14 protein-coding genes and 1 pseudogene are annotated in these 15,506 nt (G+C 72.8%); 9 read left to right on the top strand and 6 right to left on the bottom strand.

The window, feature by feature from the left end:
• The first annotated feature begins 138 nt into the window (after positions 1–138).
• Genes ACRAKI_RS16240 through qhpG form a run of 5 tightly spaced genes read left to right on the top strand, consistent with a single transcriptional unit; the run spans position 139 to position 6,611 of the window.
• The gene (locus ACRAKI_RS16240) at positions 139–1,635 is read left to right on the top strand and encodes a ferritin-like domain-containing protein (RefSeq protein ID WP_447007923.1); all 1,497 of its coding nucleotides are present in this window, start codon (positions 139–141) and stop codon (positions 1,633–1,635) included.
• Complete coding sequence (locus ACRAKI_RS16235; RefSeq protein ID WP_447007922.1) at positions 1,632–3,044, top strand: hypothetical protein; 1,413 nt, start codon at positions 1,632–1,634, stop codon at positions 3,042–3,044. The genes ACRAKI_RS16240 and ACRAKI_RS16235 overlap by 4 nt, the downstream gene beginning before the upstream one ends.
• Positions 3,041–3,928 carry a hypothetical protein gene (locus ACRAKI_RS16230; RefSeq protein ID WP_447007921.1) on the top strand — a complete coding sequence of 296 codons (888 nt, stop codon included), beginning with the start codon at positions 3,041–3,043 and terminating at the stop codon, positions 3,926–3,928. The genes ACRAKI_RS16235 and ACRAKI_RS16230 overlap by 4 nt, the downstream gene beginning before the upstream one ends.
• Positions 3,925–5,256 carry an SPASM domain-containing protein gene (locus tag ACRAKI_RS16225; protein WP_447007920.1) on the top strand — a complete coding sequence of 444 codons (1,332 nt, stop codon included), beginning with the start codon at positions 3,925–3,927 and terminating at the stop codon, positions 5,254–5,256. Before ACRAKI_RS16230 ends, ACRAKI_RS16225 begins: the two co-directional genes overlap by 4 nt.
• Positions 5,253–6,611 (top strand): flavin-dependent monooxygenase QhpG, encoded by a 1,359-nt coding sequence (gene qhpG, locus ACRAKI_RS16220; RefSeq protein WP_447007919.1) that lies wholly within the window; start codon positions 5,253–5,255, stop codon positions 6,609–6,611. Before ACRAKI_RS16225 ends, qhpG begins: the two co-directional genes overlap by 4 nt.
• Before the next feature lie 192 nt (positions 6,612–6,803).
• Here qhpG and ACRAKI_RS16215 read toward each other — a convergent pair whose 3' ends face one another.
• Complete coding sequence (locus ACRAKI_RS16215; protein ID WP_447007918.1) at positions 6,804–7,421, bottom strand: GyrI-like domain-containing protein; 618 nt, start codon at positions 7,419–7,421, stop codon at positions 6,804–6,806.
• Positions 7,421–7,942, bottom strand: coding sequence for a PadR family transcriptional regulator (locus ACRAKI_RS16210; protein ID WP_447007917.1), 522 nt, complete (start codon positions 7,940–7,942; stop codon positions 7,421–7,423). The genes ACRAKI_RS16215 and ACRAKI_RS16210 overlap by 1 nt, the downstream gene beginning before the upstream one ends.
• 95 nt (positions 7,943–8,037) lie before the next feature.
• On the opposite strand from ACRAKI_RS16210, the gene ACRAKI_RS16205 reads away from it, so the two are divergent.
• From ACRAKI_RS16205 to ACRAKI_RS16190, 4 genes and pseudogenes are all read left to right on the top strand, one after another.
• Positions 8,038–8,982 carry a GDSL-type esterase/lipase family protein gene (locus tag ACRAKI_RS16205; protein WP_447007916.1) on the top strand — a complete coding sequence of 315 codons (945 nt, stop codon included), beginning with the start codon at positions 8,038–8,040 and terminating at the stop codon, positions 8,980–8,982.
• 434 nt (positions 8,983–9,416) lie between these two features.
• Positions 9,417–11,102: a glycosyltransferase gene (locus tag ACRAKI_RS16200; RefSeq protein WP_447007915.1), complete on the top strand. Its 1,686-nt coding sequence runs from the start codon at positions 9,417–9,419 to the stop codon at positions 11,100–11,102.
• A gap of 64 nt (positions 11,103–11,166) precedes the next feature.
• The gene (locus ACRAKI_RS16195) at positions 11,167–12,618 is read left to right on the top strand and encodes a class I adenylate-forming enzyme family protein (protein WP_447007914.1); all 1,452 of its coding nucleotides are present in this window, start codon (positions 11,167–11,169) and stop codon (positions 12,616–12,618) included.
• A 142-nt stretch (positions 12,619–12,760) separates the two neighbouring features.
• A pseudogene (locus ACRAKI_RS16190) lies at positions 12,761–13,102 on the top strand (CU044_2847 family protein); the annotation flags it as partial.
• On the opposite strand, the gene ACRAKI_RS16185 reads toward ACRAKI_RS16190, so the two are convergent.
• The 4 genes from ACRAKI_RS16185 to ACRAKI_RS16170 all read right to left on the bottom strand — a co-directional run bounded on the left by ACRAKI_RS16185 (position 13,007) and on the right by ACRAKI_RS16170 (position 15,489).
• Complete coding sequence (locus ACRAKI_RS16185) at positions 13,007–13,225, bottom strand: hypothetical protein (RefSeq protein ID WP_447007913.1); 219 nt, start codon at positions 13,223–13,225, stop codon at positions 13,007–13,009. The pseudogene ACRAKI_RS16190 and the gene ACRAKI_RS16185 sit on opposite strands and share 96 nt — an antisense overlap.
• The gene (locus ACRAKI_RS16180) at positions 13,222–13,614 is read right to left on the bottom strand and encodes a hypothetical protein (protein WP_447007912.1); all 393 of its coding nucleotides are present in this window, start codon (positions 13,612–13,614) and stop codon (positions 13,222–13,224) included. Before ACRAKI_RS16180 ends, ACRAKI_RS16185 begins: the two co-directional genes overlap by 4 nt.
• Before the next feature lie 121 nt (positions 13,615–13,735).
• Positions 13,736–15,340, bottom strand: a complete 1,605-nt coding sequence (locus ACRAKI_RS16175) for an MFS transporter (RefSeq protein ID WP_447007911.1) — start codon at positions 15,338–15,340, stop codon at positions 13,736–13,738.
• Positions 15,340–15,489 (bottom strand): hypothetical protein, encoded by a 150-nt coding sequence (locus ACRAKI_RS16170; protein ID WP_447007910.1) that lies wholly within the window; start codon positions 15,487–15,489, stop codon positions 15,340–15,342. Before ACRAKI_RS16170 ends, ACRAKI_RS16175 begins: the two co-directional genes overlap by 1 nt.
• Positions 15,490–15,506: the final 17 nt, after the last annotated feature.

Here is a 15,506-nt window from a genome sequence, read left to right as displayed (position 1 = left end):
CGTCAGGGAGGCTCGCCCGTCCGGATGAGCCGGGTTCATCAAGCCGGCTGACGTTCAACGCGACCGGCGCGGGGCGCGGCACCGCGCCGGCACGCTCACCCTGCGCCCACACACCAGGGCGGGGACGGGGTTCGTGCCATGAGGTCCAGAGTGCACCGGCACATGGCTTCGGTGTTGCCGGAGCTGTTCGACGAGCTGCCGGCGGCGGTGGCGCACCTCTCGGTCGCCGGCCCGCTCCGCGAGGCGAAGGAGGCGGAGAAGGAGGAACAACCCGTACTGCCTCCCGAGTTCAACTGGCGCGACTACACCACGATGCTGCTGCACGTCGCGGCCGAGATCGAGCACTCGCTGATGGTCCAGTACCTGTTCGCCGCGTACTCCATGGGCGGCCCGCAGGTGCCCGAAGGGCTGCGGGACAAGGTGCGCGGTTGGCAGGAGGTCGTCCTCGGCATCGCCAAGGAGGAGATGGGCCACTTCGTCACCGTGCAGAACCTGCTGACCTCGCTCGGCGGCCCGATCAACCTCGACCGCGAGGACTACCCGTGGGGCTCGGACTTCTACCCGTTCCCGTTCACCCTGCGCCGGCTGACCCGCGAGTCGCTGGCCGCCTACGTGGTCGCGGAGAGTCCCGCGAAGTGGACGGGCGACCTCGCCGAGCGGGTCAAGCGGGACGCCGAGGTCGCCACCGGTCAGGACGTCAACCGGGTCGGCGAGCTGTACGGGAGGCTCGACAAGGTCCTGGGCAACCGCGAGCACGTCCCGGACGAGCTGTTCCACGCGGAAACGCTGCCCTACCAAGCGTCCTGGGACGAGTGGGGACGCGGTTACACGCGCGGCGAGCGCGGGCAGGAAGCCGGCAACGTGCCGGACGTGAAGTCCCCCGAGCTGCTGGTGTTCGGCGTGTTCTCCCGTGACTCGGCGCGCAAGGCGCTGCACGAGATCGGCGAGCAGGGCGAAGCGGTGGGAGCGGACGAGCAGCACGAGACGTCCCACTTCAAGCGGTTCCTCGGCATCTACTCGGAGCTGGCCGAGCTGCCCCGGGAGGTGCAGGACAAGGTGTCCCGGCCGGTCGCCGAGAACCCGGTCACCGCGCACCGCCTGAACGAGTCGGTGGTGGTCGCGTACGGCACCGGGACCAGGACCGTGACCGTGACGACCAGCCCGATCACCGACCCGCACACCGCGCTGTGGGGCCACCTGTTCAACCTGCGCTACCGGATGCTGCTCACCGACATCTCGCACGCCTTCCACCTGGCCGGTCCGCTGGACAACGGCGGTGTGCTCACCGGGCGCGGCGCGCTGGTGCACCGGGCGTTCGCGGAGATGTACAACCTGCGCGCGTTGGCGGGGCGGCTGGTGGAGCTGCCACTGGACGAAGGTGCGACCGGCCCCGACCGCCTGCGGGCCGGGCCGCCGTTCGAGATGCCGTACAGCCTCGAACTGCCCGACCGCGACCACGACCGTTGGCTGCTGCAACGCGACCTCGTGCAAGCGTCCCGCCTGCTCACCGAGCAGCTGCTGACCACGAACCCGGACTGCGCGGGCGACCCGTACGTCGTGGCGCTGCGCGAGTCCGACCGGAGGGCGCTGGAGCAGATCGAGCACGTCCTCAGCCGGAAGGGGTGCACCGGATGACCGGGATCCTGGAACTGCGCATCCTGCCCCCGCTGGCCATCGGCCGACTGGGCGCGGCGGCCGAGCCGATGGACAACTACACCGCCGAGCCCGACCCGGACGAACCGCTCGCGCCGCGCGTGCTGGTCCCCGACTCGACCTTGCGGATCGATCCCGGCTCCGGCGAGATCCTCGACGACGACACGCCTCCCGAGCGGCTGCGGTTCACCGACGGGCACGGCAGGGTCAAGCCCGTCGCGCCGTTCCTGGAGGTCTGGGCGCTGACGGACGGCGACCGGGAGTTGCAGCCGCTCACCGTGGACTTGTTGCACCGCAACGGGTTGACGCCGGAGGACGTGCGGTGGTGCGTCCGGGTCGGCAACCACAAGATCGAGCGCCGCACCTACGAGCCGGAGGACCGGATCGACGCCGACACCGGCTGGTTCGGCGATCACGGCACGCACGAGCTGAAGGGGCGGTGCGCCAACTTCCTCCGCGACAAGTTCCTGCCGCTGGGTCACGTCCGCTACATCAAGCCGACGACGAAGTACCCCGGCATCCGGTTGCGCTTCACCCCCGCGGGTGGGCACGTCTACGGCTCCGGTGGCCGCGTCGACGAGAAGGACCCGAACGTCGTCGACGCCCTCTACGACGCGACGAAGGGGAAGTGGCAAGGCTACTTCGACCGGCCGGGTGATCCTCGGCTGACCATCCCCGCGCAGATCTACGCCGGTGAGGACGGACCGGACGGCACCTGGATCAGCTCGGGCTACCTGGACGACGAGTGCGACGGCCTGGTGCACGTGGAACTGGTCGCGGGCGATCGGAAGCTGACCGCGTACGGCCGCATCGGCGCCGGTCCACCCGCCTACGCGCCGGACAGCATCCCGGTCCGCACGGTCGCGGACGAACTCGACCAGGCGCTGCACGGGCCGAGGGCCCGCTCCGAGGACACCCCGGAGAAGGCGCACGAGGTCGCCGAGGAAGTCCTGCGCCGAGCGCTGGAGTCGGTGCGGTTGATGAACACCGCCGTGATGAACGGCAACACCGTCGACGGGCGGGTCGACGCCGCCAGCACGATGGTGCGGCAGGACTCGGCCGACACCGGGCGGACGTTCGAGCCGATCATGGCTCCGTCCCTCGTGGACACCGCCGCCGTCTTCGCCCTGCACCAGAACGTCCTCGCCGCCCTGCGCAGCGGCACGGCGCCGTGGTTCGCCGACGTCCTGCGCGACCACGACGAGGTGGGCGACCTGACCGCCAAGGGCAGGCGGAAGATGCCGGCGTTGATGCGCGGCGCGGACGGCAGGTCGCTGGCGCTCACCCGCCGCCAGGTCGACCTGGTGCGCAAGGCCGCCCGCCAAGAGATCTTCCGACAGGAGAGCCTCCGGCACGACCAAGGCACTGACGAGTCCGGAGGACCGGGATGAGCGACGACCCCATCACGCCGTTGAACCTCACCGCGCAGCTCGACTACCGCGCCACGGGCAACCCGCCGAGCACGCTGCCGGTGTCGGCGATCTCCAACGCCTACCCCGGCCTCGAATTCGACATCCGCAACATCTGGCGCAAGCTGCTCGTCGGCATCGAACTGCACGAGGCGGACAACTACGTCGTGGACGCCGACCCTGAATACGAACGGCTCAAGGGCCGCCGACTGCTCGCCGTGGCGGGTCACGACGTCATCGGGAACCTCGTCGGCCCGACCCGTCCCGGCGCGGCGGCCGGTCCGCTGACGTCGGCCGACAACCCGGACGGCGTGATGATGCTGGAGTGGTCCAACTCCCTGGCCGACGTGCTGGCCGAGCACGGGGGCGACACCGTCGCGTGCCTGTTCACCCACGGCCCGGCGCCGAAACCGGTGGGCAAGCCCGCGCAGGTGCCCGGCCCGTTGGTGGAGGAGGTGTGGTTGGAGGTCCGGCACCTGTTCGCGCGCAGCGAGGTGACCGACGGCCCGCTGCCGGTGATCGCCGAGGAGATGGCCGGACCGGGCGACCTGACCCGCGGCCTGTGCTCGCCCTGGCAGAACGACTACCGCGAATGCGCCTGCTACTACTGGGCCGCCAGCCGGCCGGACTACGTCAACGTCGAGGACACCGCGCTCGGCACCAGCACCGGCAACCACTGGTTCGCCAAGGACCGCGAGCCGCGCGAGTACGTGCTCGACAACCGCACCGACTCCCGCCTGGTCAGCTACGACGACCTGTTCCGCGACTGGCAGGGCGAGCTGCGGTTCGTCATCGGCGGCAACGACGCGCCGGAGCACGTCGAAGCCGGGCACGACAGCCCCGAGCCGAAGAGCGGCGACCAGTGACCGCCCGCGAGCTGTTCGAGGCGTCCACCCCGGTCCACCCCGACATCCACCTGCTGCGCACCGAGGACGGGCCGCGCGTGCTGCTGGCCAACGGCAGCCGTCTGTTCGGCGTCGGCCAGGCCCTCTACGACCGCCTCGACGTCGCCGGTCGCGACCCGGACCCCCGCGCGCTCGACGCGCTGCTCGCCGACCTGGGCGTGGACGCGCCCCGGCAGATCGACGACCTGGCGCCCGATCCACCGCCGGTGCGGGCGCTGTCGCTGGCCGTCGCGCAGAAGTGCAACCTCGGCTGCACCTACTGCTACGCCCAGCAGGGCGACTTCGGGGGTCCGGCCAAGAACATGCCCGGAGCCACCGCGTTCGCCGCCGTGGACACCCTGTTCCGCGAGGCCTCCCCCGGCGAACGGGTCAACCTCGCGTTCCTCGGCGGCGAGCCGATGACGAACCGGCCCGTGGTCCGTGCCGCCACCGAGTACGCGGAGGTGGTGTCCGGCCGGAAGGGCGTGCCGGTCACGTTCTCCATCACCACCAACGGCACCCTGCTCACGCCCAAGGACGGCGAGTTCTTCGAGGACCACGCGTTCGCGGTGACGATCAGCCTGGACGGCGTGGGCGCGCGGCACGACCTGCTGCGGCCCCACCGCGACGGGCGCGGCAGCTACCAGCGGATCGTGGACCGGGTGGCGCCCCTCCTGGCGGCCCAGCGCCGGATGCAGGTGTCGGCCCGCGTCACGGTGACGCCGCTCAACCTCGACCTGCCGCGGACCCTGGACGAGTTCACCGCCGCCGGGTTCCACGGTGTCGGGTTCTCCCCCATGCTCAGCTCCCCCAACGGGCAGGGCGAGATGGCGCTGTCGGACCTGGAGGTGATGCTGGAGCAGATGACGGCGTGCGGCGAGGAGTTCGTCCGCCGGGTGCTGGCCGGGCGGCGCTACCCGTTCACCAACCTGGCCACCGCGCTGCGCGAGATCCACCGCGGCACGCACCGGCCGTACCCGTGCGGGGCGGGCGCGGGCTACCTGGGCGTGTCGGCCGACGGCGACCTGGCGGCGTGCCACCGGTTCGTGGGCGACGAGGACGGCGCGATGGGCGACCTGGTCGGCGGGGTGGACGACGCCAAGCGCGCCCAGTGGCTGACCGACCGGCACGTGCACCGGCAGGAGCCGTGCAAGGGCTGCTGGGCGCGATACCTGTGCGGCGGCGGGTGCCACCACGAGGTGATCCGGCGCGGCAGGCCCGCGTGCGAGTACATCCGCGGCTGGCTGCACCACTGCCTCACCGTTTACAGCCGCGTGCTCGCGGCGCGGCCCGACTACTTCGCCGGATGACGGCCTGGGACGTCTGCGTGGTCGGCGGCGGGCCGGCCGGGTCGGTGTGCGCCCTGCGGCTGGCCAGGCTCGGTCACCGCGTCGTGTTGGTGGAACGGCGGACGTTCCCGCGTCCCCACGTGGGCGAGGCGCTGTCCCCGGGCGTGCCGCCGCTGCTGGACGTCCTGGGCGTGCGGCACGCGCTGGACGGGGGCGTGCCGTCGCAGGGCACGATGGTGCGCTGGGAGGACACCTCGGTCCGCTTGATCGAGCCCGACCCGCGTGCGGTGACCGTCGACCGTGGCCGTTTCGACCGCGCCCTGCTGTCCGCCGCACGTGCCTCCGGTGTGTCGGTCCTCCAGCCGACACGTGCCGGGCGACCTCGTCGTCGCCCGGCCGGCTGGGAGATCCCGGTGGGGCACGACGTGCTGCGGGCGCGGTTCCTGGTCGACGCCAGTGGGCGCCACCGGGTTTCGGGCGGCACGACCACCGCCACGGGCCCCAGGACGCTCACCCTGCACGCCGCCTGGCGCGGGGACGGCCCGGCCCGGCTGGGCGCCGGGCCTCGCACCTGGTGCTGGGGCGCGCCGCTGCCCGGTGGGGCGTTCCGGGCCATGGCGTTCGTCGACGTCGACCTCGTGCGCGGGCACGCCGCCGACGTGGAACGGCTCTACGACCACCTGCTCGACAGCACCGGCCTGTTCCCGGACCGCATGCCGGTGGCCGCCGTCTCGGTGTGCGACGCCACCGGCTACCGCGACGACCTGCCCGTCACCGAGGACTCGGTCAAGGTGGGCGAGGCGTCGTTCGCGCTGGACCCGCTGACGTCGTCCGGTGTGGACAGCGCGTTGCAGAGCGCCATGGCCGCCGCCGTCACCGCGCACACCTTGCTGTCGGACGGCGACCGCAACGCCGCACTCGCCTTCTACCGCGAGAGCCGGGACCGCGCCCTGGCCCGCCACAGCACCTGGACCGCCGCCCACTACTACCGCTGCGAACCCCACCGAGACCGCGTGTTCTGGCGCCGCCGCGCCGCGCCGCCCCCGACGACTCCCGTGGCCCCTGCGCCCGCACCCGACCGGCTGACACCCGACCGCCTGCACCGACCCGTCCGCCTGTCCGCCGAGGCCGCCGTGGTGCCCACGCCGTGCCCGGTCGGAGATCTGGTCACGATGCGCCGAGCGCTCACGCACCCCTCCCTGCCCGCGCCGATCGCCCACGTCGGTGACGCGGAGCTCGCTCCCCTGCTGGACTGCGTGCAGCACTCCGCATCGCTCGCCGACCTGCTCCGCACCTGGTCCGCCCGCCTGCCCGCCGGGAGTGCCGAGGCGACGGCGGAATGGCTGTACGGGAAAGGGCTGCTCGTCACCGACTGAGCCGCGTCGGTCGGTGGGCGATGACGTCGATGCGGGTGGTGCCGGTCGAACGGACCACGCGCCTCGTCCTGCACACGATCGGCGCCACCTCCACACCGGGGCTGCGACCGCCGGCCGTTCGACGCTGTGGAGCACTACTTCGGGATGGGCGCCGCGCGGCGACGAAACGATCGCCGCGCGACCGGGCCATCGCTACGGCTTGAACCGGACCGGTTGGCGCAGCACGGTCCTCAGCTTCGCCGGTTCCGTGCGGCGGGGGTCGCCGATGTAGACCTCGTGGTGCAGCCCCGTCATCTCCAGGTCGTTGGCCGCCAGGTAGTCGTTGTGGAGGGCCGCCAGGACCGGCGTTTCGTCGTCGTACGAGCCGATGTGCAGCACCTGGGCGCACGTGCCCTCGGCCAGCTCCTCGTGGCGGACCTCGGCGATGGTCGGCAGCTTCTTCTTCGCCGACGTCGCCTCCCTGGCCTCCTCGACGTCCCGCGCGGTGATCCAGTCGGGTTGGCTGATCAGCATTCGCCACTGCCAGGAGTCCTTCTCGCGGGCCGTGAACACCGCCGGGTCGTCCGACCACCACAGACCTTCGAGCGGACCGACCACGAAGTCCCGACCCGCGCGCTTGCTCGCGAACTTGAGCGCGTAGGCCACCGAGTACAGCGCCTCGACGGCCCGCGCGTACTCCGGCGCGGTGTTCGGATCTCCCCTACCCGCGACCGCGATGAACTGCTGCGGCGGCACGTCGACCAGCGCCCAGTCCCGGTTCTTCGGCGCGTACAGCGCTTTCAGCTCCCGCTTCACGTCGTACGGGGTCATCACCGTTCTCCTCGGTAGGCGGCCAGCCACGCCTGTTCGGCTTCGAGTTGGCGCAGCGAGTAGTCGAAGATCGCGCGGGCGAAGTGCGGGGCCTCGGGCGGTGCGGCGGCCCGGACGGCCGCGATCCGCTCGGCCAGCGCCTCCGCCCGCCTGTCGAGCGCGGCACGCAGCCGTTCGGTCGGGATGACCGGTTGGTTCGCCAGGCCGACGAGCACCGGCGGGAACACCGGCCGCAGGGTGGCGATGGCCTCTTCGGCGCCTGCCGCGCACGCCTCACGGCCGCGCTCGGTCGGCTCGAACACCTTGCGGGCCTTGCCCCGACCCGGCTCGCTGCCGCTCTCGGCGACCAGGCCGCGGTCACGGAGCTTGGTCAGCAGGTAGTAGATCGAGCTGAAGCCGATCTCGGTCCACTCGCGCATGCCGCGGGCCGCGATGACCTCTTCCAGCTCGTAGCCGTGGCGCGGCTTCTCCACGAGCAGGCCGAGCAGCGTCAGCTCGGCGGGGGTGAGGCGTTCGGGCACGTCGCTATTCTAGCACTAGAGTACTCGTCCCGCCGTGGACCGGGGTCACGCGTAGCCTGGGAGGCCGACGATCACCCACCGGACAGAAGGGGCTGATGGTGCCGCGGCCATCCGCACTGATCGGGGCCCTGTCGGTGGCGCTGCTGGTGGCGCTCGGCGCGTGCACCGGTGCGCCGACCGAGAACCCCGAGCCCACGAACGACCCCGCCCCGACGAGTGACGGTGCTCCACCCAGTGACGGCGCACCGCCCGCCGACCGCGTCTACGTGTCGTTGGGCGACTCGTACGCGACCGGCTACCGCCCACCGGCAGCAGGCGCGCCCTCCGGAACGGATCCGGACGGCTTCGCCTACCTCGTCGCCGAGCAGTCCGACCTGCGGTTGATCAACCTCGCGTGCAGCGGCGCGACGTCCGCGCAGCTGCACGGCGGGCCTGCGTGCGCACCCGGCAACACCGCCCCCGGCGCACCCGACCTGGCGGGCCGCACCCAGCTCGACGCGGCCGTCCAGGCGCTGCGCGAGCACCAGGGGCGGATCGGCCTGGTCACGGTGGTGATCGGCGGGAACGACCTGGCCCCGTGCGCGCAGGCCCCGGACCCCTTGGGCTGCACGTCGCGAGCCGTGACCGACGTCCGGGCCGGCCTGGCCGCCACCCTGCCCGCGCTGCGCGAAGCCGCCGGCGATGCCCCGATCGTGGGCCTGACCTACCCGGACGTGTTCCTCGGGGCGTGGGTGTCCCCGGAGTTCCCGAACGGCCAGGACCTCGCACGCCTGTCGGTGCCGCTGTTCCGGGACTTCTTCAACGCCGCCCTCAGGGCCGAGTACGAGAAGGTCGGGGCGACGTTCGTGGACGTCACGGCGTCGACCGGGGGCTACGAACCGCTCACCGAGCTCACCCAGGACCCGACGTACGGCCCGATCCCGACACCGGTGGCGAAGGTGTGCGCGCTGACGTACTTCTGCAGCCACACCGACGTCCACCCCACGCCGGACGGCCACGAGGCGATCGCCGCCGCGGTCCTGACCGCCACCGGCCGCTGATCGGCCCGCGGTTCCCGGGTCGACCGGGGACGATTCCCCGCCACGAGGAATATCGTCGCCGCAACCACGCGCCCATACCGGGCAGCCGGGATTTCGGCGACGTCCGGCCGCGGTTCCCTTCGGAAACCCGAGGCGTGGGCTGGCGCACACGGTGGGGCGCCTCTACCATCGGCGCTGGTTCGCCGTTGTCAATCCTCGACGTAGTGGGAATTGACGGCCGATGAGGTGATCCGCAGCGCGACCGCTGCGCGCACATGCGTTGAACTCCGACCGGTCGGACCGATCCCGACACCGCGACGGAGCAAGCACGCGGGCAAAGCCGCCCAGCCCCGTGCTCCGGACGGCACGACGACGTGCCGCGTGAGGACGATCTCCGTTTGGTGAAGGGCGCACTTGTGAACCCGACCCCCGTACCGGGCCTGGTCTCAATCGTCATGCTGGTCAGGAACCGCCTGGAGTACACGCGGCGGGCGTTGGCGTCCCTGGCGCGCGCGTCCGGGGACTTCGAGATCGTCGTGGTGGACAACGGTTCGGACGACGGCACCGCCGAGTACCTGGCCGCCTTGGAGCACGAACGGCCGATTGCGGTGCTGCGCCACGAGGACGACCGCGGTGGCAGCGAACGGCGCAACGTCGGCGCGGCCGTGGCCCGCGGGGAGTTCCTGTTCTTCCTCGACAACGACGTGCTCGTGGACGACCCCGACGTGGTCGACGTGCTGGCCGCCGAGCTCACCGCCGATCCCGGGCTGGGCGCCGTGTCGCCGTTGCTGCTCTACCCGGGCGAGGTCGCGTTGGTCCAGTGCGCGGGCGGCGGGTCCACGGCGGACGGCCGCATCGGTCCCGTGGGGCGCGGCCGTCCGCCCGGCCCCGAGCACCGGCAGCACCGCGAGCAGACGTGGGCGCCCACCGCCGCCCTGATGGTCCGGCACAGTTCGTTCCGCCGGGTCGGCGGGTTCGACGAGGCGTTCGACCCGGTCTCGCTGTGCGAGGACATCGACCTGTGCTGCCGCCTGCGCGCCGGCGGAGAACGGCTGCGCCACCTCGGGTCGGTGGCGATGCGGCACTTCGAGGGCACCACGTTCAACCACGTCGGCCACGACAAGCTGCCGATCTGGAAGCGGCACATGAGGGTGATCCGCAGCCGGTGGGCCGATGTCTTCGCCACCGGACCGGAGCACACGGCCGCGGACCTGGAGTGGGTGCCGGTCGAGAAGGACTACTCCGACCTGGACCGGCCTCGGGTGTCGGTGCTGAGCGACCCGGCGTCCGCGTCGGCCGACCTGAGCTTCTTCGCCAGCGACCGGGTGCTGGCCACCGCGGAACCCGCCGACGTGCGGGTCGTGGTCGTCGGCGCGGGAGCGGTGCCCGCGCTGCCCGGCGTGAGGGTCGTCGGCGTGACGCACCCGGACGCGGTGGAACCCGCCGACCACAGGATGCCCTGGGTCCTGCTCGACGCGACGCGCCTGGTGGAGACGGTGCCGGCGGAGGGTGTCGTCGTGCGCGCGCCGAGCAGCGCGGCGGTCCTGACGGCGTTGCGCAGGGGGTTGCACGTCCTGGTGGGCAAGGACTCCGTGGACGACGTGGTGGTCGAGGCCGCGCGGAAGGCGCCCGGCCGGTGTTCGGTGGACCTGCCCTGGGCGCACCACTCCGACCTGACCGCGCTGGGCAAGGCCGTCACCGAGGGCAGCGCCGGGGCGCCACGAGGCTTCGAGGTGCGCCTGGACCAGGTGTCGACGGGCCGGGACCTGGTGGCCGAACTCGGCCCGGACGTCCTGGACGTGGTCGACCGCGTGCTCGGCGCGCCGGTGACCGGAGTCCGGACGGTGGAAGCCACCCACGACCGGGTGCGTGCCGTCGCGGTGGCCGGCGGCGTGACCGGGACGGTCGAGTTGGGCTGGGGCGAACCCCGGTTCCACCTCGCGGTGACGGGCGTGGACGGCGCACTGGCCGCCGACCTCGTGGCGTCACCGGTGGACGGCGCGTACGCGGACTTCGTCGGCGCGCTGCGCGGCGGGCCGACGCCGCTGACCGACCTCGGCGCGGTCGGCGGGCTGTTCGCCGTGGTGTCGGCGTGGCGTTCGGAGGTGGCCGCGCTCCTCGCCGGGGAGCCGGGCCGATGACCACGCGCGTCGAGACTGTCCCCGCCCGGCGGCACGGGCGGGCCGGAGCTGGGAGAGCAGTGCGATGAACCTGGTCCACGCGATGCGCGCCGGAGCGTCCGCCGGAGGGTGGCTGGACCGCCCGGCCTACGAGGTGGACGGCGACGTGCTCGCCCACATCGACGTGTACGCCGGAGCGGCCCGCGTGGCCGGCGCCCTGGTCCGCGCGCACGTGCAGCCCGGTGACCGGGTGGCGGTCGTGCTGGACGACGGGCTGGATTTCGTCCTGGCGTTCCTGGGGGCCGTGCACGCCGGCGCGGTCGCGGTCCCGGTCAACCCACGCCTGCACGACGACGAGCTGCACCGGGTCCTCGCCTCCGCCCGACCGGCGCTGGTGGTGTGCCGCCCGGACGACCGGCCGGCGCTGAGCGGTTTCCCGGTGGCCACCTTCGCCGAACTCCAAGGGGCGGAGCCGATCCCGCCCACGCCGCGCGCCGCCGACCACCAGGCGTACGCGACGTTCACCTCGGGCACCACCGGCGAGTCCAGGCTGTGCCCGCAGCTGCACGGCGACCCGATCGTCCACCACCGGACGTTCGCCGTGCCCGCGCTGGAGCTGGGACCTGACGACGTGGTCCACTCGGTGTCCAAGATGTACTTCGCCTACGGCCTGGGCAACTCCCTGCTGTACCCGCTGATGAGCGGGTGCCGCGTGGTGCTGAACCCCGATCCCCCGCTGGTCGAGGACGTGCTGGCGATCGTGGCGGAGCACGACGTCACGGCCCTGTTCGCGGTGCCGACGTTCTACAGCCGGCTCGTCGCCCACCCCGACCGGGACCGGCTGGCGAACCTCCGCGTCGCCGCCGCCGGTGGCGAAGTCCTGGCGACGGCGTTGGAGGAGCGGCTGATGGAGGTCCTGGGCGACCGGCTGCTCAACGGCATCGGCACCACCGAGGTCGGGCAGGCGTTCACCCACAACACCTTCGCCGCGCGGCGGGTGGGCACGGTGGGCCGCGCGCTGCCGCCGTTCGAGGTGCGGGTGGTGGACGAGCAGGGCGACCCCGTGGAGCCGGACGTGGTGGGGCGGTTGCAGGTTCGCGGACCGACCGTGACGCTCGGCGTCGGGGAGGACGGCGAGCCCGAGCGGACGCGGGACTGGTACTCCCCCGGCGACATCGCCTCGATCGACGCGGACGGCTTCGTGCGCGTCACGGGTCGGCTGGACGACATCGAGAACGTCGGCGGCATCAAGGTCCACCCGCTGGAGGTGGAGCACCTCCTCGGGAGCCACCCGCTGGTGCGCGAAGCGGCGGTGTGCGCGGTGACCAACGACGACGGGTCGGTCCGGCTGCGCGCCTACGTGGTGCGGGTGGACTCCCCGATGGGCGACGACGACCTGGAGGACGACCTGACCGGCCTCGTCCGCCGCCACCTGACGGCTTACAAGGTGCCGCGCCAAGTGGTGTTCGTGGAGTCGTTGCCGCGCACCGGGTCGGGCAAGCTGCGGCGGCACGTGGTGCGGGCGTGGAAACCGTGACCAGGCCCCCACCCCGATGATCACGGCCCGCCGAGGAAGCAGGCGGTCGGCACGCGGAGGCGCTGCGACAGGTAGTCCCGCGAGTCGCTGAGCGGGCCCGGTGACACCGCCGACATGACACCGGTCGGCCGTCGGCGACACGTTCGAGCAGGCGGTCGCCGGGGTCCGGGACGCCGCGGCGGCGGCCCTCGCCCAGTTCACGTCGATGACCCGCCCGCCCGACGAGGTCGAGTTGAAGTTCGGGCTCGAGCTGGACGCCGAGGCCGGCGCGGTGATCGCCCGCACCGGTATCCAGGGCCAGTTCGAGGTCAAGCTCCTGTGGCGCCGCGACGGCCTGCCCGTGGCGGAGGAGACCCGTCGAGGAGCAGTGATCCGGAGGAGCGGGACCTCAGTCGACGTAGGTGACGGGTGGCAGGGCCGGCTGCGGACCGGGATCGGCCAGCCCGCCGGCCCGCACCTCGTCGACGAACCACCGGTCGCGTGAGGCCACCAGCGTGCCGTCGGCGCGCATCTCGTCCAGCACGCCGTTCACGAACCGGACCAGGTCCGGGTGCTCCTTGCTCATCGCGATACCCGCGTCGCCGCCGCCCTGACGGGGCAGGTTCACCAGCGTGGTGCCGGGGTCCTGGAGAACGCGAACCACCCCTGCTCGGGCAGCCAGAACTGCTCGTTGAACGCGGCTTTGGGGTCGGAGACCTTGCGCCGGTACTCCGCCGCGGTGCGCTCGTCGCCGGACGCCACCGCGGTCTGGGTCCTCGCCGTGTACGCGGCGTACACGTATGCCTGGACCTCGGCCAGCGGCAGACCCCACCGGTGCAACTCGCCCAGCAGGGCCACGAACAACGGGCTGGCTTCGGCCGTGCCGTAGTACGCGCCGCCGCCGTCGAGCGCCAGCGCCGCCGCCCGGCCGAGCCGGACTTCGTGGAGGATCCGCCCCGGCTCCTCCTCGGTCAGCTCGTCGACCTTCACACCCTGGTGGTCGGCGAGGCTGTGCAACGTGCCGAGCGTGAGCCGCTGGTCCAGCGGGAGCGCCAGGCGTCCACTGTGGATACGCGGTCATCGGCGGAGGTACCCGGCAGCGGCGCGCTGCCACGTCACCGGCCCGGCAGGCAACCGATCAGGGCACGCCGCCCGGTCGGGCGGGCCGGGCGCGGATGAGGTGCCGGACCTGTGGTTCCTCACCCTCCATGACCATGCCGCGCGCACGCGCTTCCAGCTCGCGGTCGAGCACCGTGCCGCGCTCGTCGTGCTGCCGCAGGTGCTCGTGCCAGGTCCGGACGATGAAGGTCTCCACGAACAGCGTGGGGTCCTCCGCGTCCTGGAACAGCGCCCACCACGTGGCGCCGGTCCGCCGGCGGGCCCGGCCGACCTGGCGCATCGCCCGGACGAAGGCCTCGGCGTTGTCCGGCGGCACCGGCCACTCGGTGACGACCAGCACCGGCCCGGCGTTCGGTTCCGGTTCGAGCCTGATCACCGGTTCGGGCCAGTGCCGCACCTGCGACAGGTCGACCTGCGCCTCCGTCAGCGGCAGCGCCCACACGCTGAAGGCGGTGGCGACGACCAGCGCCGCGGCCGGGATCACGAAGGCGGCGCGGAGGCTCACCACGTCGGCGACCGCGCCCCAGCCGATCGCGCCCAGCGCCTGCCCGCCCATGAACACGAGCTGGAAGTAGGCCAGCGCCCGCGCCCTGGTCCACGCCGGCAGCAGCACCTGCGCGCTCGCGGCGAGCGTCGACTGCACCGCGATCCACGCCGTCCCGGCGAGCACCAGCGCGCCGACCGCCATCACGACCGCGTCGGCCAGGCCGACGACCAGCACCGCGATCGCGTAGCCGAACATGCCGGCGGTCACCACCACGTTCGCCCCGACCCGTGCGCGGACGCGGGGGACCAGGAACGCGCCGCCCACCGCGCCCAGTCCCACGCTGGCCAGCAACAGCCCATAGCCGTCCGGACCGAGCCGGAGCGGTCCCCTGGCGATGGCGGGCAGCAAGGCCCACAGGCCGCCGGCGAACGTCATGAACAGCGCCGAGCGGGCCAGCACCGTGGCGAACTTCGGGGCGCTGCGCACGTACCGAACACCGGCGCGGATCGCCGCCCTCATGCGCTCCACGCCGAGCGGCCGGTGGTCCGGCGGGCGGTCCCACCGGTAGAGCACCACGAGCACGCCCAGGAAGGACAGCGTGTTGAACGCGAAGGTGGCGGCCGGTCCGATGGCCGCGATCAGCACGCCGCCCAGCGCCGGGCCCACCGCCCTGGCGACGTTCGCGTTGGCGCCGTTGAGCAGCGCCGCCTGCGGTAGCTCGTCACGGGGCACCAGCTCCGACTGGATCGCCTGGAACGACGGCAGGCACAGGGCCTGCCCCACGCCCATCAGCGCGATCATCAGCAGCAGGAGGGCGGGGGTGGTCAGGTCACCGGCCGTCAGCCCCGCCAGTCCCGCCGCGCCGAGCAGCATCATCAGCTGACCGGTGAGCAGGAGCCGGCGGCGGTCGAAGATGTCGCCGAGGGCGCCGGCGGGCACCACCAGCAGGAAGACGGGCAGGGTGGTGGCCGCCTGCACGAGGGCGACGGCGAACTCGCTGCCCGTGAGGTCGCCCATGAGCCACTGCGCGCCCACGGTCTGCGCCCACGTGCCCGTGTTGGCCACGAACTGCGCCATCCACAGCGAGCGGAAAGCGGGCCGCCGCAAGGGCTCCCACGCGCCGGTGGCCGTCCGCATCAGCAGATCGCGCGCAGACCGCGGTGCACGCCCGTGTCCTCCCGGTCCAGCCTCTCCCGTGCTCCCGGCAGCAGGTGGCCGTCGTCGTCCAGCCGGTCCTGCCGGTGGCACGGGGTTTCCAGCCGAACAGGTGGGCCGCCTCGGCGCACGAGATGCCGGCGGCGTC

Source organism: Saccharothrix isguenensis (genome assembly GCF_052936305.1).
Note: the sequence above shows the minus strand (reverse complement) of the source record. Positions and strands in the feature narration are given on the sequence as shown.